Raw genomic sequence first — 21,471 nt, forward strand, 5'->3', positions numbered from 1 at the left:
CAATGTTTTTTGCGGCTATCGTCAATGATGAACGAGAGCAGGGCAAACATCATAGGGAAAAAGCGGCCGGTGGTCGGTCTCCTGCGTCATGGCCACGAGTGGATGGCCTGAAGATCAGTTATCCTCCTCAAGCAACAGCCAGGATCTGTCGATAAGTAAATGTAGCTAAATTTTAAATAATCGGATCATCCCTGGCCCACCGGTGTTAGTTTATCGGAAACGCAAGCTAAACATCAATTGTAAAGGAGTACACATGAAAATCTTCTGGACAGCGTTTATCGCCCTTGCCGTGCTGGGTTTTCAATCCGCTGCCATGGCATATCAAGATGCTTTCTCGAAACAGCGAGAACCAGGAACGAATGCGGCGAGGCAGCAAGCGCAGAAAAATAGTCAACCGGGATTGGGACTGGAGGGCAAGCAGCAAGGTCAGGAACCGAAGCCGTGGGAGGTGAGGCCGTGGGAGCAGCAGAATGCCACGGACGCGATAAAACAGCAGAAGGCTGTGGATGAAAGGCGCCGGGTGGGGAGAAAAGCCCGGAAAGAGCAGCTTGAACAAGAGAATAAGCAATCCCAGGAGTCTGGTTATTCAAGTCGCCGCGGGACGCACCAGCAGAGCAAATGGCAGAGGTATCAGCAGATGGAAAGTGAACGGTATGATCCCATCACGGGATTCCCACCAAGGTGATGGGGGTACCTGGCAACTGTTTTCTGGCAGGCTGCCCGACGTGACAAGATGTTGAGAAACGTGGAAGCGTGCGAAGTCCGACAGGCTGCTAGCAAATCAGATTCTCCGGTATACTTTACAACACAATGCCCGAAACCCTGCTGATTATCACCGCCGTCGCCATTCTACTGGTAACCATGGCTTTTCTGGTGATCAGGCTCGGCATGCTTTCGTCAATGATGCGTGACCTGCTGGGACAACAAGCAAGGATGATGGAAGACAAGCACCGCGACATGCTCAAGGACTTGCATGAAGGACTCGCGAATCAGGGTGACCGGATATCCGAAGCGCTTGCTAAAACTTCCGAGCAGTTGCGTGGAACGATGGAAGCGCGACTGGACCAGATCAGTGGGCGTGTCACCGAGCGGCTTGACGAAGGGTTCAAGAAAACCAACGAAACTTTTATCAGCGTCATGACGCGGCTTGCGACCATCGACGAAGCACAGAAAAAAATAGATAGTCTTACCACCAATATGGTGAGCTTGCAGGAATTGTTGGGCGACAAACGCTCGCGCGGTGCATTCGGCGAGGTGCAATTGGAAGCACTGGTGCGCAATATTTTGCCAGTGGCGGCGTACAGCATGCAGTACACGCTTTCCAATGGCAGCCGCGTGGATTGCGTTTTGCGGCTGCCTCCACCCACGGGCATGGTGGCAGTAGATTCAAAATTTCCGCTGGAAAACTTTCATCGCATGTTCGATCGCGATGCGGATGAAGCCAGCCGGACATCGGCGCAAAGACAATTCAAGGCGGACGTGAAAAAACACGTGGATGATATCGCCGGCAAATACATCCTGCCGCCGGAAACCTGTGACGGCGCAGTCATGTTTGTCCCAGCCGAAGCGGTTTTCGCCGAGATCCATGCGTATCACTCCGATGTGGTGGACTATGCCATGCAGAAGCAGGTGTGGATAGTTTCGCCCACAACGCTGATGGCGGTGCTGAATACCGCGCGCGCGGTGCTGAAGGACATGGAGACTCGCGAACAGGTACATATCATCAAGCACGAGCTTTCCCGGCTCGGCAAGGATTTCGTGCGTTTCGACGAACGCATGAAAAAGCTCGCCGATCATATCCGTCAAGCCAACCAGGATGTGGAGGAGGTGCATATTTCCAGCCGCAAGATCAGCCAGCGCTTTGCGCGAATAGACGCGGTCGACGTGGATGTTCCGGAATTGGAAGGCAAGCATGCGCTGGAATCCGATGAGAATTGATTTAAAAACCCTGCCATCGCGCCCCTTGCTGGTAATTTCGGGGACTGATTCAGAGGTTTCTTAATGTCCTGGAACTTCAAAGACTGGTACCGCCGCCGCATTCTTGATAACGAATCCATCCCGGACGATCTCTGGAAAAGAACGATAGCGCAACTGAGATTTCTGCGGGGCCTGAGCCCGATCGAGCTGAAGCGCTTGCGGGAATGCGTCACACTGTTTCTTCATGCCAAGCAAATAAGTGGAGCACATGGACTGATTGTCACCGAGGAGATGCATGTGGTGATAGCGGCCCAGGCCTGCATTCTGATTCTGAATCTTGACCTGGATTACTACGACGGCTGGGTCGAGATTATTGTTTATCCCGGTGAATTCATTCGCGACTACGAATATGCCGATGAGGCTGGCGTGGTGCATCACGCCAGCGAGCCGGTATCGGGCGAATCCTGGCTCGGCGGGCCGGTGATTCTTTCCTGGGAAGATACCGTCGCAGCGGAGGCGGGTGTCGGCTACAATGTGGTCATACACGAATTCGCTCACAAACTCGATATGCTGAACGGTGACGCCAACGGATCACCTCCGCTGCATGCCGGCATGAGCCAGCAAGCCTGGAGTGAAGTATTCAGCAAAACCTATGCGGATTTCTGCGTGAAGGTGGATGCAGTAGAGGCAATGATTATCGATTCTCATATCGACCATGAAATCGATCCTTACGCAGCCGAGAGCCCTGCGGAGTTCTTTGCTGTGATGAGCGAAGCATTTTTTGAGATGCCGCTGGTGGTGAAATTAAATTTTCCGGCGGTATATGAACAACTGGCACTGTTTTACCGCCAGGATACGGCACAACGGTGGATCGAATCATGAATGAATATTTTGTCAGCGCCGATATTGGCGGCACCAAGGTCTTGCTGCAAGCAGCGGAGGCGACAGGTGGCTGCATGCAGGTACGCTACGAACGCCGCTATCCCAGCCGCGACTATCCGGATTTTTCCGATATGCTCCGGGATTTTCTGGATGGGGTCGCGATGGCTGGAGTGGCCGGAAATCCGGCATCTGCCTGTTTTGCAGTGGCGGGGCCGATCACGCAACAGCGGGCAGTTCTTACCAACTTGCCATGGGTGATGGATAGCGCGGTAATCGAAAAAGAATTCTCCATTCCCGCCGTCAAGCTCATCAATGATTTTAAAGCTGTGGCATTGAGCATCCAAATTTTGTCCCCGAGCGATTTGGTAACGTTGCAGGCGGGAGGGACTTACGATAACGAGATGGGTGTTGTGCTCGGTGCGGGCACCGGCATGGGCGTGGCATGGCTGATATGGCAAGGCGACCGCTATATACCGTTACCCAGCGAGGCGGGGCATGTGGATTTTGCTCCCACCGATGAATTACAGGATCACTTGCTTCAATATTTACGGAAGAAATTTGGCCATGTATCGGTCGAGCGGCTACTATCCGGGCCGGGATTGACCAATATTTTCGAGTTCCTCGAATTCCATCATCGGAACGATTCTCCGGAACTGGCGCAAGCCAGTCTGGGGGACACCGACGCGGCGCGAGTGGCGGATCTCGCATTTAATCATAAGCATCCCCTTGCGGTAAAAGCGATGGATTTATTTATTGAAATATACGGTGCTTATGCCGGGAACCTGGCGCTGTCGACGCTGAGCCGCGGTGGCGTATATGTGGCTGGCGGCATTGCACCCAAAATCATCGACAAATTGGAAGAAGGCGGCTTCATGAAGGCATTTTGCGACAAAGGGCGTTTTTCCGCCCTGATGAGTGAAATTCCCGTGCATGTCGTCATGAACCCAAGAGCCGGGTTGCTAGGCGCCGCATACGAAGCGCAGCGCATGCTGCTAAAAAATGACTAGATTGTCGTCATGCTGCACTGCTTGTTGTTGCGTAGAAATACTATGCCCCTCCTCGTGCCTTGTCTGACGTCAATCCAGGCATTTTTGACGTTTCGCATCTGTCATTGTTGATCTGAATCCAAACAAACTTTTGATATTATTAGCCCGATTTGCCATCAACTCGCGGCCGCCAGTAAATGGGTGCGTAGCGACCTGCCCAGAAGGTAAGGCAGATCACTCAGGCTAGTCCCCGCCAGCAGGTACAAGTGCCAATGAGAGGTGCGCGGTTGGACATTTGGAGGGGCCGGATTAAGTGGATCGTTTTCCTGGATAGAAAATTGTCAGCAGATGAATAAAGCATTTATAAAAGAACCAGAATCGGGCGACGGCCTGGATGAAGACGAGGCCATTGACCGATCACCTCCTATACCTGCGGGTAGCAAAAACTACATCACGCCGGGTGGTCATGGGCGGTTGATGGATGAATTTCTATGGCTGATGAACAAGGAGCGCCCTCAAGTGACGGCGACGGTGTCGTGGGCCGCCGGGAATGGCGATCGTTCGGAGAATGGCGATTATATCTATGGCAAAAAGCGTCTGCGCGAAATCGATCGGCGTATTCGTTTTCTGACCCGGCGCCTGGATGTGGCTGAAGTCGTGGACCCCACCGCACCGAGGGAAGATGACGAGCGAATTTTCTTCGGTGCTACGGTCACATTCACCAATCAGAAAGGCGAAGAAAAAACGGTATCCATTGTGGGTGTTGACGAGATTGACACCTCAAAAGGCTACATAAGCTGGATTTCACCGATGGCGCGTGCGTTGATCAAGGCGCGGGAAGGCGATGTGGTGACGCTGCACGCACCGGGCGGGGTTGAAGAACTGGAAATTCTGGAGGTCAAATACCAGACTATTCCCATGGAATTATTCGGTCAGCGGATCGACGCAGGAAATGAGGAGATGTAGAAATGTAGAGTGCAATAAGCGAAGCGCATTGCACCGTACGAGAATCCATGAAATACCGCGACTATTGCCAGTTTCATACGGCGCAATGCGCTTCGCTTATTGCCGCCCTACTTTTTATGTTTGTTGACAGATATAGCAAGCCAGCAACGCTTCTGTGAGGGATTATTCAGATATACCCTTGATTGACGATGAAATCTCTCACTTCCCGCGATAATCCATTCTTCAGACAACTCATCAAGCTGGAAGATTCCGTCCGGCAACGTAGAGCAGTTGGCCTGACGCTGCTTGACGGTATTCATCTGATCAGCGCTTATCGTCTTGCGCTAGGTCCGCCGAAAACCCTTATCGTGAGCGAATCGGGTTGCGAGAACATGGAGATAAAACGTTTGCTGGCGGAGCGGGGAGTGGACGTGGACTTGGTTGTGCTGAGCGATGTATTGTTCCGTGAGGCCTCCCCGGTAAAAACACCCACCGGCATCATGGCGCTGATATCCATCCCTCCCGCCGCAACTATACCCGTGCATAAGGATGGAAAGGGTGAAAGGGGCGAACCTTTTTGCGTGCTGCTCGAAGCCATGCAAGACCCCGGAAATTTGGGTTCCATCCTGCGTTCCGCCGCCGCTGCGGGCGCAAGCGACGTCTATCTCTCTGATGGTTGCGCCGATGCCTGGTCGCCCAAAACGCTGCGTGCCGCCATGGGCGCACATTTTCTGCTGCGCATACACGAACGGTCCGATCTGGTCGAAGTGGCGCGGGCGTTCAACGGCAAGGTCATTGCAACCACCTTGAAAGCTAGAATAAGCCTTTATCAGACCCAATTAACCGGCTCGATCGCGTTCGTGTTCGGCAACGAGGGTGCGGGGCTGTCGGATGCGGTGCTGCGAGCCACCAGCGAACAAATCAACATTCCCATGCTCGGAGGCACGGAATCATTGAATGCGGCTGCTGCGGCGGCGGTATGTTTTTTCGAGAGGGTGAGGCAGATGAAGAAAATTCCAAGATCTGTGTTTTAGATCGCTTGACTTAAGAATTTCGGATTGAGTTGCTCTTTCATTGCCGATGCTGATGATCAGCCACTGATCGGGTCGCACTAAGTGTAAAATTGACACATGACATTGTAGCATCGGGCTCAATAATGGCGAGCGAAGTCTTAATGCTATTGTGTCCTTTGTCTGATAAATAACGATAATCTTTCCGATCGTTCATTAAATTGAAGTAGGACCATATTGAAACAGAATCAAGATAATTTTGCCGAGTCAATTCCGACTGATGACGCGCACGGCACACCTCGTTCACGAAAACTTACTCAAGAAAAAATTGAATGGGGACTTACTAATAAACGCGCATCAATTCGATACGATTATGCTGGGCGCAAAAGCTATACGCCCACGTCAGAACAATTGGAACGAGGGCTTGCTGATAAAGATAGTCAGGTTCGATGGAGATTTGCTACTAGTGTAGTGAGTTAGAAATTCGTTGAATTATTTTGTGTGCTGGCTGTCTCCCAGATATTGGGTTCGAGACAGCGAGGACGAGATGGCAGGCAGACCGAGAGCGAAGCTGGTGTTGAACGAAGCTGAACAAGAACAATTGCATGCCTGGGCACGGCGGCGCAAAACGGCGCAAGCGCTGGCCTTGCGTTCGCGCATTGTTCTGGAATGTGCCGGTGGGGCGGAGAATCAGGAAGTTGCGCTCAAGCTTGCGGTGACGCGGCAGACGGTGTCGAAATGGCGCGGACGCTTTGTGCAAATGCGATTGGATGGTTTGCTGGACGCCCCCCGCTCGGGAGCGCCGCGCACGATTGATGATGCGCGTGTCGATGCCGTGATCGCCAAGACCCTGGAAGAGCAACCGTCGAATGCCACGCACTGGAGCACGCGCACCATGGCGCGCGAAGCCAAGCTGTCGCAAACGGCGATCAGCCGTATCTGGCGTGCCTTCGGCTTGCAACCGCATCGACAAGAAACCTTCAAGCTCTCCACCGACCCCCTGTTTGTCGAAAAGACTCGTGACATCGTTGGACTGTATATCGATCCGCCGGTCAAGGCCATGGTGCTGTGCGTCGATGAGAAGAGCCAGATACAGGCGCTGGACCGGACCCAGCCTATCCTGCCGCTGGCCCCCGGCATCGCAGAACGGCGCACGCACGACTACCAGCGCCATGGCACAACTACCTTGTTTGCCGCGCTCGATATTGCTACCGGCGAGGTCATCGGACAGTTGCACCGGCGGCATCGCAGCAGCGAGTTCCTGAAATTCTTACGTATGATCGAGGCATCGGTTCCGAGTGACCTGGACATTCATCTGGTGATGGATAACTATGGAACGCACAAGACACCCGCCATCCGCAACTGGTTCGCCCGTCATCCGCGTTTCCATGTACATTTCACGCCGACCTCCGCCTCGTGGCTCAACCAGGTCGAGCGCTGGTTCGCCACTCTGACCGAAAAACAAATTCGCCGTGGAACCCATCGTTCGACCCGTCAATTGGAGGATGCCATTCGCCATTACCTCAAACTCAATAACGCCGGTCCAAAACCCTTTGTCTGGACCAAATCCGCCGATGACATCATTGCCAGCATCGAACGCTTTTGTCTGCGAACTTCTAACTCAGGACACTAGGGACGATTTGACACCAAAGCAGATCAGAAATGGGTTTACTCATAAGAATTATTCGGTTAGAGCCATCTTTGCCAAGCGCGAGGATTGCACATTTACACCAAAGCAAATCGAACGCGGACTTGCTGATGAGAAGAGTTGGGTTAGACAGGCATTTGCTGAACGTGACGATTACACCCCTACCAAAGCACAAATAGAGCGAGGATTAAGTGATAAATGCAACTCTGTTATACGGGCATTTGTCGGGCGCATCGGTTATAAGCTTACGCGTAAACAAATGGAGCGGGGGCTTACTGATCAGGATAGTGAGGTTAGACAGATTTTTGCTGGGTACGTGACCAAGCTTTCTAAACAGAACAGATACTTGCTCACAGCGGAGCAAATCGAACGTGGGCTTATTGATGGAAACAGTGGGGTTAGAAAGGCATTTGCTGAACGTGACGATTACATACCTACACCTCAACAAATAGAACGCGGACTTACCGACAAGAGCGCTGACGTCAAGCGGGCATTTGCTGGCCGAAGCGATTACACGCTGACGCCAGAACAAATTGAACGTGGTCTTATTGATGGACGCAGTGGAGTTAGACAAGCATTTGCTGAACGTAACGATTACACACCTACCCCTCAACAAATAGAACGCGGACTTACTGACAAAACCTTTGACGTTAGGTGGGTATTTGCCGGACGAAGCGATTACACGCTGACACCAATGCAAATCGAACGTGGAATTACTGATGAGTACGTTCGGATTAGACGTCGAATAATTCGACGTAGTGATTGCACATTTACAGGAGAACAAATCAAACGAGGACTGACTGATGAGTATAGTAGCATCAGAAAGGCATTTGCTGAACGCAACAACAGTGTGCCCACGCTTGAACAAATAGAACGCGGCCTGAGTGATGAGGTCGCCCAGATCAGAGAGAACTTCGCAAAGCGCGCAGACTACACGCTCACACCTGAGCAGATAGAGCGCGGTCTTCTTGACGGAAATAATGAGGTTAGACAAGCATTTGCTAAACGCGGCGACTATATATTTACCCCCGAGCAGGTAGAACGCGGTCTAGCTGATGAAGACAGTGTGGTGAGAGAAATATTTGCTGAACGTATTCCTATAATGGAGCATTTGGTAGATGTGCTAACTGTGCGTTCCGCCAATTGCCTTCACGCAGAAGGTATTCATTACATTGGAGATCTGATTCAGTACACCGAGAACTATCTGCTGCACATCCCGAACTTCAGTCGAAAATCGTTGCTCGAAATTAGAGAGATTCTCGCCGCGCACGGTTTATCGCTAGGCATGGCCTCTAGGTAGAGGTGACAGGTTTTATTCATATGGATTCAGATACTCTTTACCATTATTGTTCAGTTGATACCTTTGACAGTATTCTTAAAAAAAAAGAAATCTGGCTAAGTAACACAAGATTTATGAATGACTTACAAGAAGGTAGATATATTCATGAACTGATTCGTCAGGGTGTTAAGGATGATGATGAGTTTGTGAACTTTGCGACAAATTACAAGCGAATATATGGCGAAGCTTATGTAGCATGTTTTTCAGAAAATGGAGACTTGTTGAGCCTATGGGAAAGATATGCGAATGCTTGCAGAGGGTTTGCTATTGGTTTTGACAAGGCACTGCTAGAGGAATTGCTCGCTCAAATAACATCGGATGAACCAGATGAACACGATTCTAGTGAAGGTATTAATCTCATAAAAATAAACTATTCAAAAGATGTAGCTGATCTTTACGGAAAACTAAAGAAAAGCTACCCAAGTATGTTTAAAAAGGTGCCTAAACACAGTCTTACGATGGAAAGCTTTAGAAACGAGGATTTCGGGAAAACACTCTGGATATATAAACATCCATTCTTTGATCAGGAACTTGAACATCGAATTATCTATTTACCCGACAAATTTAAAGAATCAAATCGAGACATCCTGGGTAATAAGGTATCCAGACTAACCTGTGATGGTATTTGCGATCACTTTCCACTAAGATTTTCAACAGTTGAGAATATAGTCGTCCGGGTTGTTATCGGACCTTTAAACAAAGCCGGAAAGTCGGTTATAGAAGGCTATTTAAAAAACATTGGATCTTCAATCGCTGAAGTAACTTATTCCGATGGGTGTGGGGTGATTAAGTAGTCGTAATGTTGGATCGCCTACTCACTTCAAAATAGCAGGTTACACTTAATATGACGATTGACATACGGCACAATGCGCTTCGCTTATTGATGCCCTACGGTTTATATTCAACCCCCCCCATCTGATCCAGCCAGTGTTCCAGTCCCTGGGCATTTAGTCCGACATCTAGACTTAACAGATCACGAATTTCATCGTGTGGCAGTTTGCAGCCATGCGCGATGATCCGCTGTAACAACAGCGTTCCAAGTTCTTCCACCAATGCCGCATGCCTGTCGGGGACGTCGCGCAGCTTCCTGGCTATCGTTGCATGGGCATCGATCAGATCATGCATCTCCCCGGCATGGCGTGGCAAGTGGCCGATGCGGCCGTAGTGGGTCAGGAAGGCGTAGGCTGGATCATAACTCATGATGCGCTCGATCGAAGCATGGGCGGCCACGGGATCGAACTGCACCGGTGTGGTGGTGGGAAAGACGAATTCCATTCCGTCCACGTCAAATTCGCGATAAGAAAGGCCAAATGTATCGCCGGTAAAAAATGACTGGTTTTTTTTATCGAAGATACAGTAGTGATGGCGCGCATGGCCCGGCGTATCCAGGAACAGTAATGGCCTGCCATTAAAGTCCAGAGTGAAGCCATCTGGTGCTTCGACTATGCGGCTTGCATCCACCGGGCGAATCACGCCATACATGCGTTTGAATTCCGCTTCGCCATAAACTGTCATTGCGCTGGCGACGAGCCGGGCGGGATCAGCCATATGCCGCGCGCCGCGCGGATGCACCACCAGTTTCGCACGGGGAAAACTGTGCATGAATTCACCCGCGCCGCCGGCATGGTCGAGATGTATGTGAGTAACGAATACATAGGCCACATCCTCAGGGGCAAGATTTTTTTTTCGCAATACTTCCATCACGCCGGCAACGGAAGATGAAGTTCCCGTATCCACCAGCGCCGCTCTACTGCCCTCGACGATCAGGTGAATCGCAGCGAGCCCTGGCCGCAAGTAGTCCGCATCGATAGCGCTGACACCGTTGTCATAATCGGTGATGCGGGGCAAGGCGGAGGGCGTGGCAAGCGTCTTCGCCCCATGAGACAAATTGTTGTGCATAGGAGAATGAGGTGTAATGCGCGAATTACGCGATGGGCTGTTTCAACTGCTCAAGTATTGCCGGGTTCTCCAGCGTGGAAATGTCCTGGGTGATCTCTTCTCCCTTGGCGAGGGTGCGCAGCAGGCGGCGCATGATTTTGCCGGAACGGGTTTTGGGCAGGTTGTCGCCGAAGCGGATTTCCTCGGGCCGGGCAATGGGTCCGATTTCCTGGGATACCCAGTTGCGCAGTTCAATAGCGATATTATGCGCACTCTCACCCTGAGGACGCGTACCTTTCAGCACCACGAACGCCACGATGGCTTCACCTCTGATGTCATCAGGCTTGCCCACCACCGCCGCTTCCGCGACCAAGGGACTGGCCACCAGCGCGGATTCAATCTCCATGGTACCCAAACGGTGGCCGGAAACATTCAGCACATCGTCAATGCGCCCCATGATCCAGAAATAGCCATCCAGATCGCGATTGGCGGAATCGCCGGCCAGATAGTACTTGCCACCCAGTTCTTTGGGGAAGTAGGTATTCCTGAAGCGTTCCGGATCTCCCCATAAGGTACGTGCCTGAGACGGAAATGGCCGTTTGATGACAAGGAACCCCCCTTTGCCGTTTTCGATATCGTGCCCGGCTTCATCCACAATGGCGGCCATGATGCCGGGCAGTGGCAACGTGCAGGAACCGGGTTTGAGCGGGACCGCGCCAGGCACGGGGGCAATCATATGGCTGCCCGTTTCGGTTTGCCACCATGTATCCACCACCGGGCAGCAGGATTGCCCGACGACAGTGTAGTACCACATCCATGCCTCGGGATTGATCGGCTCGCCGACCGAACCGAGCAGGCGCAACGAGGACAGGTCGTATTTTCCCGGTAAATCCGGCCCATTTTTTATCAATGAGCGAATGGCTGTGGGTGCGGTATAAAAAGTAGTGACTTTATGGTCCTGGATTATTTTCCAGAAGCGGCCCGCGTCGGGATAGGTGGGAACACCCTCGAACACAATCTGGGTCGCGCCGACCGCCAATGGACCGTACGTCACATAGCTGTGCCCGGTGACCCAACCGACGTCGGCGGTGCACCAGAAAATATCGGTGGGCTTGTAGTCGAAAACCCATTTCATGCTCAGGATTGCACCCAGCAGATAGCCCGCGGAAGAATGTTGTACGCCCTTTGGCTTGCCGGTGGAGCCGGAGGTGTAGAGCGTAAACAGCGGGTGTTCGGCACCGATCCATTCCGGCTCGCAAACATCACTTTTGCCGTTAGTCAGTTCGTGCCACCAGACGTCGCGTGAAACGTGCCATTGCACATCTCCGCTGCCGCGTTTGTAAACCACCACGGATTTCACCGAATCGGTCCCACCCAGCGCAATCGCGTCATCCACCGCGGTTTTCAGATGGTTGATTTTACCGCCGCGGTGTTGTTCGTCAGCGGTAATGACAGCCACTGCACCCGCATCGATAATCCGTTCGTGCAGGCTCTTGGCGGAGAAGCCGCCAAAGACCACTGAATGCGTCGCGCCAATACGGGCGCAGGCCTGCATCGCTACCACGGCTTCAATGCTCATGGGCATATAGATAATGACACGGTCGCCTTTGCTGATACCCAGGGACTTGAGTCCATTGGCAAACCGGCACACACGGCCGTGAAGATCGCGGTAGGTGGACAAGGTAATCTTGCCGTCATCCGCTTCAAATATAATGGCAGCTTTATCGGGTTGAGAGGCGAGATGGCGATCGAGACAGTTGAAGGATACATTCAATTCGCCATCATCGAACCATTTGAAGAAGGGATGGTTGCTTTCATCCAGCACCCGGCTGAAAGGTGTATGCCACATGACCTCCTCACGCGCCAGCTTGCCCCAGAAGGCATCAAGGTCTTTCTCGGCTTCGTCGCAAAGGGCATAGTAGGCCTCCATGCTTGATAGATTGGCCTGCTTTACAAATGCCGCTTCAGGTGGGAATACGCGGGTTTCATGCAAGATGGATTTAATCGTGGCCACGGGGTGCTCCGGTAAGTATTTTCTGGAAAAGAGGTATATTTAACCCGAATGCTTCATAAATTGACGCGTATCTCGCTGGTCTTTTGTCTCGCATGGAAATTTTGTTCAGTCGGGCGTATGAATAACTACACCACTCTTTCACAGAATCTCCCTGAAAAACAAAATACTGCTCAATCATCACACGAATTTATGAAACATCTGGGTTAAAATTGTATCATTCATATTGGCCAGATGAATCTGCTTCCAGAGCGGTTATGGAAGAAACCTTGAGTAGCAAGTTATAATAGGGTGTGCGTCCGCGATTGATCTGGCATCCCGGGAGCCGAAGACGTATAAGCGGAAATAAATCCTCAATTGCTTGACAGAACCTCCGCTGAAAGAAGCCGCGTTAACGGCTGTAACCGAGCGCTGCCGTCAAGTTTTATAATTCGCCGGGCATCTATTTCATTAATTCTAAATTTTTGCTAAAATGGCAAAAATATTTATGGGCTCTTTCAGCCCATTTTTTGTTTGTGCGGGGACTATAGAGGTTGATGGATCTGCATGAATTGCTCGATTCAACTTTGACCGGGCTGGGTTATGAGCTGGTTGACGTCGAACGGTCGGCGCGCGGCAAGCTGATACGGGTGTTTATCGACAAGCCCAACGGTGTCAGTGTGGATGACTGCGTTGCGGTCAGTAATCATTTGAGCCGGTTGCTTGCGGTTGAAAACATTGACTACGACCGGCTGGAGATATCATCGCCCGGGTTGGACAGGCCGCTGAAGAAAGTAGCCGATTTTATCCGTTTTGCGGGAGAGTCGGCCAAGTTGAGGCTGCGTGTGGCGCTAGAGGGTCAGAGGAATTTTGTCGGGATTCTGCGTGAAGTGAACGATGGCGTATTAAAACTGGAAGTCGATGGGAAAATGCTGGATCTTGAGTTGAATAATCTTGAGAAAGCCCGTCTGATACCAAAATTGTAATTTTCCCGAGAATTTGGCTGGAGGTAACATGAGCCGCGAGGTTTTACTGCTGGTAGATGCGTTGGCGCGCGAAAAAAATGTCGAAAAGGACATCGTTTTTGCCGCACTTGAATTGGCGTTGGCGTCTGCTACAAAAAAGCGTTTTCAGGAAGATGCCGATGTGCGCGTATCGATAGATCAACAGACAGGTGATTACCAGTCTTTGCGCCGCTGGCAGGTAGTAGCCGACGATACCGTCGAGGATCCGGCACGTCAGATTGCGCTGAATGAGGCATTGCAGCGCGATTCGGAAATCAAGCTGGAAGAATTCGTTGAGGAAGTGCTGGAGCCGGTGGAATTCGGGCGCATCGGCGCCCAGGCGGCCAAGCAGGTGATATTTCAGAAAATACGCGATGCCGAGCGCGAGCAGATTCTGAACGACTTCCTCGAGCGTAAAGAATATATGGTGACCGGTACCATCAAGCGCATGGAACGCGGCAACGCCATCATCGAATCCGGCAGAGTTGAGGCGGCGTTGCCCCGCGACCAGATGATTCCCAAGGAAAACCTGCGGGTTGGTGATCGTGTGCGCGCTTATTTATACAAGATTGATCGTACCGCCCGGGGCCCGCAACTGGTGTTGTCAAGAATTGCACCGGAGTTTCTGATAAAGCTGTTCGAACTGGAAGTGCCGGAGATTGAGGAAGGTCTGCTGGAGATAAAAGTCGCGGCGAGAGATCCGGGTTCGCGCGCCAAGATTGCGGTAAAGTCCAATGATCAACGCGTTGATCCGATCGGTACCTGCGTCGGTATGCGTGGCTCCAGAGTGCAGGCTGTCACCGGCGAATTGGCGGGGGAACGGGTGGACATCATTCTGTGGTCTGACGACCCGGCCACGTTCGTGATCAATGCGCTGGCGCCGGCAGAAATCAGCAGCATCCTGGTGGATGAAGAAAAGCATAGTATGGACATCGTGGTGGATGAAGATAACCTCGCCCAGGCTATTGGCCGCGGTGGACAAAATGTCCGGCTTGCATCCGAGTTGACCGGATGGGAGCTCAACATCATGACGATGGAAGAGTCACAGGCAAAAAATGAAGAGGAATTTTCCGTCGTTCGCCGGCTCTTCATGGAAAAACTTGATGTGGATGAAGAGGTGGCGGACATTCTGGTGCAGGAAGGTTTTACTACCCTTGAAGAAGTCGCCTACGTCCCGCTCAGCGAAATGCTGGAAATCGAATCATTTGACGAGCAGACCGTCAATGAACTTCGTACCCGGGCTCGCAATGCTCTTTTGACCGAGGCTATCGTCAGTGAGGAAAAAGTCGAGCATATCGCAGAAGATCTGCTGTCACTGGCAGGCATGGACAGCCAGACCGCGCGTAAATTGGCGGCCAAAGGCGTGAATACGCAGGAAGATCTGGCTGATCTGGCTGTGGATGACCTGGTGGAAATGGTCGAGATGGATGCCGAACGTGCCAAGCAATTGATCATGGCTGCGCGCGCACCATGGTTCGCCGCTTCGCCGGATAAAGTATAGCGTTATTAAAGGTTATCAATGTCTCAAATGAGTGTAGAGCAATTCGCTAGTGAACTGGGCGTGCTTCCAGCCGTGCTGCTGGAGCAGCTCCAGGCTGCTGGTGTCAGTAAAAAAATGACCGCGGATAGCCTGACCGAGCAGGATAAAAGTCAGCTTCTCGATTATTTGCGTAAAATTCATGGCGCCCAGGAGGAGAAAGGCAAGATCAGCCTGCCCCGGCGGCAGACTTCTGAAATCAAGAAATCGGATAGCACCGGCAAAGCTCGCAGCATTCAAGTGGAGGTTCGCAAGAAACGCGTGGTTGTGAAAGGCGATTTGAGCGACAGAGCAGCTGTCGCGAGCAAGCCGGCCGAACCCGCCCCATTACCTGTTCCGTCCGCGCCCGCACCGGTTTCCACGTCGGTGATAGATGCCGCACAACAGGCGCTGCGTCAGGAGGAAGCAAGAAAACAGGCCGAGCTGATCGCACGGCAGACAGCCGAACTCAGGGAGAAGAAACAGCGTCAGAAGGCTGCGGTCGCTGATCTCAAGGAACCCGAACCGGTTGCCGCCCCCGCCGCCCCTGCGGAAGTGCCCGCCGCCACCGCTGCCGCTCCATCCGTGATTCAGGCCGAAGGGGAGGCTCCGCAGCCGCAGCCTGCGCCAACAGAAGGTACCTTGCATAAACCGGTGGTCAAGCCGGAAGACAAGGCAGCCAAAGCTGAAAAGAAAAAGAAACAGACCAAACAAGTCGTCTGGAAAGACGAAAGAGTTGAGAAGCGCGGGCTTAAGACACGCGGCGATTTATCCGGCGGCAAGGGGTGGCGTACACGCAGGGATAAGCACAGTAAATCTTCCACCGAAGATGTGGCCGCTCATAGTTTTTCCGCGCCGACAGAGCCTGTTGTGCATGAAGTGATGGTACCCGAGACGATTTCCGTCGGGGCTCTGGCTCAGAAAATGTCGATCAAGGCCGCAGAAGTTATCAAGACTCTGATGAAAATGGGAAATATGGTTACCATCAATCAGATGCTGGATCAAGAAACTGCCATGATCGTAGTGGAAGAATTGGGCCACATTGCCAAGTATGCGGCATTGGATAGCCCGGAAGCCTTTCTGGCGGATACCGAATCACCCGCCACCGAACTGAAAACAGAGCCGCGTGCACCGGTGGTTACAGTAATGGGGCATGTCGATCACGGTAAAACTTCGTTACTGGATTACATCCGCCGTACTCGCGTGGCAAGCGGCGAAGCAGGCGGCATCACTCAACACATCGGTGCCTATCACGTGGAAACCGAAAGGGGCATGGTCACCTTTCTCGATACGCCCGGTCATGAGGCTTTTACGGCCATGCGTGCGCGCGGTGCTAAAGTCACCGATCTCGTTGTATTGGTCGTGGCGGCGGATGACGGCGTAATGCCACAGACAATCGAGGCAATCCATCACGCCAAGGCCGCCAAGGTGCCAATCGTGGTGGCCGTCACCAAGATAGATAAACCGGAGGCCAATTCCGAGCGCATCAGGCAGGAGTTGGTGACGCAGGAAGTGGTTCCGGACGACTGGGGTGGCGATACTATGTTCGTTGAGCTTTCAGCCAAGACTGGTGAAGGCATCGACGCGCTTCTGGAAAGCGTGCTGCTCCAGGCTGAAGTGCTGGAGCTCCAGGCGGCCAAGGATGCGCCCGCCAGAGGGATTGTTATCGAATCGCGCCTGGATAAAGGGCGCGGCCCGGTGGCAACAATATTGGTGCAATCCGGAACTTTGAAGCGCGGCGATATACTGCTGGCAGGTGCGGTATTTGGCCGGGTGCGAGCCATGCTTGACGAAAATGGCAAGCCGGTGGAGCAGGCTGGACCTTCCATCCCGGTGGAGATTCAAGGGTTGTCTGAAGTGCCCGTGGCCGGAGAGGTGGTTGTGGCGTTGACCGACGAGCGCAAGGCGCGTGAAATCGCGCTGTTCCGTCAAGGCAAGTTCCGCGACGTAAAGCTTGCCAGACAGCAGGCTGCCAAACTGGAGAACGTATTCGATCAGAAAGGCGAGGTCAAAGTTCTTGCGCTCATCATCAAGGCCGACGTGCAGGGTTCCTATGAGGCGCTGACACACGCCCTGCAGAAACTTTCGACCGACGAGGTCAGGGTAAACATCATTCATAGTGCCGTAGGAGCGATTACCGAATCCGATATTAATCTGGCGCTGGCTTCCAAGGCTGTTGTCATTGGTTTCAATAGCCGCGCGGATACGGTTGCGCGCAAGCTCATCGGCTCTACCGGCGTGGATGTGCGTTACTACAGCATCATTTACGAGGCGGTGGACGAAATCAAGGCAGCGCTGTCAGGTATGATGGCGCCCGATCGCAAGGAAAATATCACGGGTCTGGTGGAAATTCGCGAGGTGTTCCGCATTTCCAAAGTGGGCGCCGTAGCGGGTTGCTATGTGCTGGACGGTATCATCAAGAGAGGTTCGCTGGTACGGTTGTTACGCAATGGCGAGGTTATTCACACCGGTGAACTGGATTCCCTCAAGCGTTTCAAGGACGATGTGAAAGAGGTTAGAGCGAGCTTCGAATGCGGCCTGTCGATCAAAAACTTTAACGATATCCAGATAGGCGACCAGGTGGAAACCTACGAAATCGTCGAAGTCGCGCGCAGCCTGTAATGCAAGGACTGTGCTCGCTCGGGTGGGTATTCCATGCCTAAGGATTATTCCCGCACACTGCGCATTGCAGACCAGATTCAGCGTGAGCTGGCCGACCTGATTCACAACGAACTCAAGGACCCGCGTATCGGCATGATTACCTTGACGGGGGTTGAGGTAACTCACGATTATGCTCATGCCAAGGTTTTCTATACTACGCTGCGCAGCGAAAACGATAATTTTCTCACCAGCCATGGACTGGAGCACGCCGCTGGATTTCTGCGCAGCCATCTGTCTCATCGATTGAAGCTGCGGGTAATACCGCAGCTTCATTTCATCTATGACGAGTCGATCGAGCGCGGGATGAAATTGTCACAACTTATCGATGAGGCGGTGGCTCAGGAAGGTTCGGAAAAAGAGACAGATGGACCATAATTTCCGCTTGCCCGCGTTCGACGCCCACATCGCATATTGAGCCCTCGGTTGTTAAATCCTGGGGCCGGACAGTTCAAACGCATCAAACGTAAAATCAGCGGCGTTCTGCTGCTTGATAAGCCTTCCCGTATTTCCTCCAACCAGGCGTTGCAAATCGCCAAGCGTATTTTTACGGCAAGCAAGGCCGGTCATACCGGTACGCTCGATCCCCTGGCAACGGGATTGTTGCCGATCTGCTTTGGTGAGGCTACCAAGTTCTCGTCGGCGTTGCTGGGTGCGGACAAGACGTATGAAGCCACGTTGAGATTGGGCTATATCAGTACGACCGGCGATGCCGAGGGTGAAGTTTCGGCATGCAATGTGCCATCTCGAAATATGCAGCTAACGCTGTCGCAGGTTGAGACGGTACTCCAAAGCTTTATCGGCTCAATTATGCAGGTGCCCCCGATGTACAGCGCCTTGAAGCACCGGGGGAAGCCCTTGTATGCCTACGCGAGAGCGGGTGTGGAAATCGAGCGGCAAGCGCGAGAAGTCATCATTTATGATTTGTATGTGGAGGCATTGGCGGGCGAGAAAATGGGCATCGTAGTCAAGTGCAGTACAGGCACTTACGTCCGCACGCTGGCTGAAGACATCGGCAAGGCGCTGGGATGCGGCGGGGCCTATCTTACCGCTCTGCGCCGCAGCGTTATGGATGGATTCGATCTGTCGCAGGCCTATACACTGGATGCGCTTGAAACAATGCCGCTGGCGCAACGAGACGCCTGCCTGCACCCGACGGACGGTCTTTTACATGATTTTCCCGCCGTCACGCTGGACGGCGCAACCGTGGTATCTTTACTGCAGGGGCAAGTGGTTAAAGCCGGTTTCTCCATGAGCGGTCTGCCGGAAGGAGCAAAAATTCGACTGTACGATCAGGGAAAGCACTTTCTCGGCTTGGGAGAGGTGACTACTCAGGGGGAAATAGCGCCGAGAAGGCTGGTAGGTTATACGGAATGAGCTTTATGAACCTAAGTCCGGCAGTTGACCGCTCATTTAATAGATCAGTGTTTTGATTAATAACAATATTTCGTATTATTTCACGCTCACCTTCTGGGTCAGTCCGCTACAGGGCAGATTGCACGGTTTTTACGGCGCATGGCAGTGTTGCAACTCCTTGGATGGAATGACCATTCCGCGTCGTTGCGCCTTGCCCTGCACCCCAAAAACCGCACACTCCGCCTCGTCCAACCGCCGGATTTAGGATGAATTTTGCTTCTCACGCATGCTTTCGGTGACATCCTTGCCAATTCCACGATAGCCGGTGAAACGGCCGGATGAATCGAACATCGGTTCGCCGCTGACCATCAGATATTGTCGTGAGCCATCGGATTTGGTGCGGCTGTAGACAAAATCAAGGAAGGGGCGCCGTGCTGCGATGTTTGCCTTGAATACCGCATAGTCGGCCTCATCCCAGCGGGCCTTGTTGTTTCCTTGAGGTTCACCCAGTAAGGCATCAACGGTAATGCCGAGCATTTCGAGGGCTGGACCATACACCTTGGTGAAACGCCCGTTCTCGTCCTGCTCCCAATACCAGTCGGAGGCCAGCTCGGTCAGGCGGCGAAAGCGCGCCTCGCTCTCGCGCAATTCCGCGGTTCGCTCAGCCACGGTCTGTTCCAGCCGCTTGTTGTAATTCTCGAGTTTTTTGTATAACAGGCGCACTTCCAGCATGTTGTGGATGCGTGTCTGGACTTCGACCAGATCGAACGGCTTGCTGACGAAATCTTTTGCACCGGCTTGCAGCGCCTGCAGCTTATGGCCCGGCTGGGCGGTGATCACGAGTACCGGAAGGTAGCCATCCGGTTCTATTGCCTTCAAACCTTCGAGCACCTGGAAGCCATCCATGCCGGGCATTTGCAGATCGAGCAGAATCAGATCATAGCGGTTCTGGCGATAGAGCGGGCAAACCTCGTAGGGGTCCATGGTCGAGGTAGTATGGGTATAACCGGCGTCGCTCAGCATCTGTTCAAGCAGCCGGACATTGACATCCTTATCATCAACAATCAGGATGCTGGCGTTAAGAATGTCAGGTTTGCTAATCATTATTTTGTCCGTTATTGATAATTAATCCATATCTTGTAACGCTGCCCAAGATACCCTATTGGCACTAAGGATAATAGGTAAATTGGTTATTATTCTATCTGCCCGAACCGGTACTCACATCATATCTCCTTCATTATAAGAAACAATGGCACTTTGGTATACCTGTTGGAGAACGTTCTTTGAAGATTGGCGGCTGGGAAGTGCTAAATCGGTGCGCACATTACACTTGAGCGGGCAGCATACAAAAATTAAATCAAAGAGATTAATTGGTACGCTCCGAAATGCGATAAGTGTTTTTGCTCGCTTGTTTGGCATCCAGCAAAGCAATATCCGCATTTTTTAGAAGGGTCTTCACATCTTCGCCATTATGGGGATACAGACCGATGCCCGCGCTGGCGGTCATGTTAACGTTGCTGCCTTGAACACTGTAGGGTTGCGACAATGCCCTGATTATTTTTTCTGCCGCAAGCGCCACGCCATCGCCGCTGGTGATATAGGGCATAGCGATCACGAATTCATCACCTCCAAGCCGTGCTACCGTATCTTCCTGCCGCACGGTAGCTACCAGGCGTGCGGCAACCAGCTTCAAAACCAGATCGCCGCCATCGTGGCCCAGATTATTGTTGATCTCCTTGAATCCATCCAAATCCAGATATACGACTGCCATGATGCCGTTATTTCTTTTTGCGTGAATGATGGCATGGGAGACTCTTTCGACCAGAAGCCGCCGGTTGGCAAGCCCGGTCAGCGGGTCATGCAGTGCCATGAATTCCTGAGTTTTGGCATAATGACGCGCCTTTTGATGCAACAGACGCACTTCTAATAGATTGTGAACGCGTGCAAGCACTTCGGCCACATCAAATGGCTTACTGACGAAATCCTTAGCGCCGGATTGGAGCGCACGCAGCTTATAGTCCGGATTGGCGGTAACCACCAGGACGGAGAGATATCCGTCCATCTCGATTTCCTTCAATGCTTCAAGCACCTGAAAGCCATCCATGCCCGGCATTTTCAGGTCGAGCAGAATCAGATCATAATGGTTCTGACGGTGTAGTTCATAGACTTTGTGCGGATCCATCACTGAAGCCACAGACGTGTAATTGGCTGTGGCCAGCACGCTCTCCAGCAACTGAATATTTGATTCCTGATCATCGACAATCAGGATTTTGGCGCCGCGAATGTCGCTCTCACTGATCATCCTAACCCCGTAGCGGACCCACCATGAAGGTGAAGATAAA

At 52.4% G+C, this 21,471-nt stretch carries 18 protein-coding genes; 14 read left to right on the forward strand and 4 right to left on the reverse strand.

All coding sequences use genetic code 11. From position 1 onward, the window contains the following. Nucleotides 1-253 precede the first annotated feature (253 nt). From BLR00_RS07235 to BLR00_RS07280, 9 genes are all read left to right on the forward strand, one after another. Nucleotides 254-685, forward strand: a complete 432-nt coding sequence (locus tag BLR00_RS07235; protein ID WP_074631753.1) for a hypothetical protein — start codon at nt 254-256, stop codon at nt 683-685. Between the two features lie 125 nt (nt 686-810). Then, entirely contained in the window at nt 811-1,938 is a 1,128-nt protein-coding gene (locus BLR00_RS07240) for a DNA recombination protein RmuC (protein ID WP_074631754.1), read from the forward strand. A 63-nt stretch (nt 1,939-2,001) separates the two neighbouring features. Continuing rightward, complete coding sequence (locus tag BLR00_RS07245) at nt 2,002-2,799, forward strand: M90 family metallopeptidase (protein ID WP_074631755.1); 798 nt, start codon at nt 2,002-2,004, stop codon at nt 2,797-2,799. Further along, nucleotides 2,796-3,806, forward strand: a complete 1,011-nt coding sequence (locus tag BLR00_RS07250) for a glucokinase (RefSeq protein ID WP_074631756.1) — start codon at nt 2,796-2,798, stop codon at nt 3,804-3,806. Before BLR00_RS07245 ends, BLR00_RS07250 begins: the two co-directional genes overlap by 4 nt. Nucleotides 3,807-4,133: 327 nt before the next feature. Beyond that, entirely contained in the window at nt 4,134-4,751 is a 618-nt protein-coding gene (gene greB / locus BLR00_RS07255; protein WP_074631757.1) for a transcription elongation factor GreB, read from the forward strand. A 188-nt stretch (nt 4,752-4,939) separates the two neighbouring features. Then, a complete protein-coding gene (locus BLR00_RS07260) occupies nt 4,940-5,764 on the forward strand; it encodes a TrmH family RNA methyltransferase (RefSeq protein WP_074631758.1) in 825 nt (274 codons plus the stop codon). Nucleotides 5,765-6,287: 523 nt separating this feature from the next. Next, nucleotides 6,288-7,373 (forward strand): IS630 family transposase, encoded by a 1,086-nt coding sequence (locus BLR00_RS07270; RefSeq protein WP_074631760.1) that lies wholly within the window; start codon nt 6,288-6,290, stop codon nt 7,371-7,373. 7 nt (nt 7,374-7,380) lie between these two features. Further along, nucleotides 7,381-8,688, forward strand: coding sequence for a DNA-directed RNA polymerase subunit alpha C-terminal domain-containing protein (locus BLR00_RS17270; RefSeq protein ID WP_442512576.1), 1,308 nt, complete (start codon nt 7,381-7,383; stop codon nt 8,686-8,688). Between the two features lie 20 nt (nt 8,689-8,708). Next, a complete protein-coding gene (locus tag BLR00_RS07280) occupies nt 8,709-9,521 on the forward strand; it encodes a DUF2971 domain-containing protein (protein WP_074631761.1) in 813 nt (270 codons plus the stop codon). A 94-nt stretch (nt 9,522-9,615) separates the two neighbouring features. Here BLR00_RS07280 and BLR00_RS07285 read toward each other — a convergent pair whose 3' ends face one another. Next, entirely contained in the window at nt 9,616-10,626 is a 1,011-nt protein-coding gene (locus BLR00_RS07285) for an MBL fold metallo-hydrolase (protein ID WP_074631762.1), read from the reverse strand. Nucleotides 10,627-10,651: 25 nt separating this feature from the next. Then, nucleotides 10,652-12,619, reverse strand: a complete 1,968-nt coding sequence (gene acs / locus BLR00_RS07290; protein ID WP_074631763.1) for an acetate--CoA ligase — start codon at nt 12,617-12,619, stop codon at nt 10,652-10,654. Between the two features lie 533 nt (nt 12,620-13,152). Here acs and rimP point away from each other — a divergent pair. From rimP to truB, 5 genes are read left to right on the forward strand one after another with little or no spacing between them, the layout of a single operon-like run. Beyond that, nucleotides 13,153-13,581 (forward strand): ribosome maturation factor RimP, encoded by a 429-nt coding sequence (gene rimP / locus BLR00_RS07295; RefSeq protein ID WP_074631764.1) that lies wholly within the window; start codon nt 13,153-13,155, stop codon nt 13,579-13,581. A gap of 28 nt (nt 13,582-13,609) precedes the next feature. Continuing rightward, nucleotides 13,610-15,100 (forward strand): transcription termination factor NusA, encoded by a 1,491-nt coding sequence (gene nusA, locus BLR00_RS07300; protein WP_074631765.1) that lies wholly within the window; start codon nt 13,610-13,612, stop codon nt 15,098-15,100. 18 nt (nt 15,101-15,118) lie between these two features. Beyond that, on the forward strand, nt 15,119-17,737 hold the full coding sequence (gene infB / locus BLR00_RS07305) for a translation initiation factor IF-2 (protein WP_074631766.1): 2,619 nt from the start codon (nt 15,119-15,121) through the stop codon (nt 17,735-17,737). A gap of 33 nt (nt 17,738-17,770) precedes the next feature. Further along, nucleotides 17,771-18,151, forward strand: a complete 381-nt coding sequence (gene rbfA, locus BLR00_RS07310; protein WP_074631767.1) for a 30S ribosome-binding factor RbfA — start codon at nt 17,771-17,773, stop codon at nt 18,149-18,151. 48 nt (nt 18,152-18,199) lie between these two features. Then, a complete protein-coding gene (truB, locus tag BLR00_RS07315) occupies nt 18,200-19,150 on the forward strand; it encodes a tRNA pseudouridine(55) synthase TruB (RefSeq protein WP_074631768.1) in 951 nt (316 codons plus the stop codon). Between the two features lie 240 nt (nt 19,151-19,390). Here truB and BLR00_RS07320 read toward each other — a convergent pair whose 3' ends face one another. Next, nucleotides 19,391-20,233 carry a response regulator gene (locus BLR00_RS07320; protein ID WP_074631769.1) on the reverse strand — a complete coding sequence of 281 codons (843 nt, stop codon included), beginning with the start codon at nt 20,231-20,233 and terminating at the stop codon, nt 19,391-19,393. A gap of 262 nt (nt 20,234-20,495) precedes the next feature. Continuing rightward, nucleotides 20,496-21,431, reverse strand: a complete 936-nt coding sequence (locus BLR00_RS07325) for a GGDEF domain-containing response regulator (protein ID WP_074631770.1) — start codon at nt 21,429-21,431, stop codon at nt 20,496-20,498. Between the last annotated feature and the right edge of the window lie 40 nt (nt 21,432-21,471).

Source organism: Nitrosospira multiformis, assembly GCF_900103165.1.
Classification (GTDB): domain Bacteria; phylum Pseudomonadota; class Gammaproteobacteria; order Burkholderiales; family Nitrosomonadaceae; genus Nitrosospira; species Nitrosospira multiformis_D.

Excerpts from the sequence above, each read along its gene's own strand:
- BLR00_RS07235 (WP_074631753.1), top strand. The coding sequence starts at position 254 with ATGAAAATCTTCTGGACAGCGTTTATCGCCCTTGCCGTGCTGGGTTTT.
- BLR00_RS07240 (WP_074631754.1), top strand. The coding sequence starts at position 811 with ATGCCCGAAACCCTGCTGATTATCACCGCCGTCGCCATTCTACTGGTA.
- BLR00_RS07245 (WP_074631755.1), top strand. The coding sequence starts at position 2,002 with ATGTCCTGGAACTTCAAAGACTGGTACCGCCGCCGCATTCTTGATAAC.
- BLR00_RS07250 (WP_074631756.1), top strand. The coding sequence starts at position 2,796 with ATGAATGAATATTTTGTCAGCGCCGATATTGGCGGCACCAAGGTCTTG.
- greB (WP_074631757.1), top strand. The coding sequence starts at position 4,134 with ATGAATAAAGCATTTATAAAAGAACCAGAATCGGGCGACGGCCTGGAT.
- BLR00_RS07260 (WP_074631758.1), top strand. The coding sequence starts at position 4,940 with ATGAAATCTCTCACTTCCCGCGATAATCCATTCTTCAGACAACTCATC.
- BLR00_RS07270 (WP_074631760.1), top strand. The coding sequence starts at position 6,288 with ATGGCAGGCAGACCGAGAGCGAAGCTGGTGTTGAACGAAGCTGAACAA.
- BLR00_RS07280 (WP_074631761.1), top strand. The coding sequence starts at position 8,709 with ATGGATTCAGATACTCTTTACCATTATTGTTCAGTTGATACCTTTGAC.
- BLR00_RS07285 (WP_074631762.1), bottom strand. The coding sequence starts at position 10,626 with ATGCACAACAATTTGTCTCATGGGGCGAAGACGCTTGCCACGCCCTCC.
- rimP (WP_074631764.1), top strand. The coding sequence starts at position 13,153 with ATGGATCTGCATGAATTGCTCGATTCAACTTTGACCGGGCTGGGTTAT.
- nusA (WP_074631765.1), top strand. The coding sequence starts at position 13,610 with ATGAGCCGCGAGGTTTTACTGCTGGTAGATGCGTTGGCGCGCGAAAAA.
- infB (WP_074631766.1), top strand. The coding sequence starts at position 15,119 with ATGTCTCAAATGAGTGTAGAGCAATTCGCTAGTGAACTGGGCGTGCTT.
- rbfA (WP_074631767.1), top strand. The coding sequence starts at position 17,771 with ATGCCTAAGGATTATTCCCGCACACTGCGCATTGCAGACCAGATTCAG.
- BLR00_RS07320 (WP_074631769.1), bottom strand. The coding sequence starts at position 20,233 with ATGATTAGCAAACCTGACATTCTTAACGCCAGCATCCTGATTGTTGAT.
- BLR00_RS07325 (WP_074631770.1), bottom strand. The coding sequence starts at position 21,431 with ATGATCAGTGAGAGCGACATTCGCGGCGCCAAAATCCTGATTGTCGAT.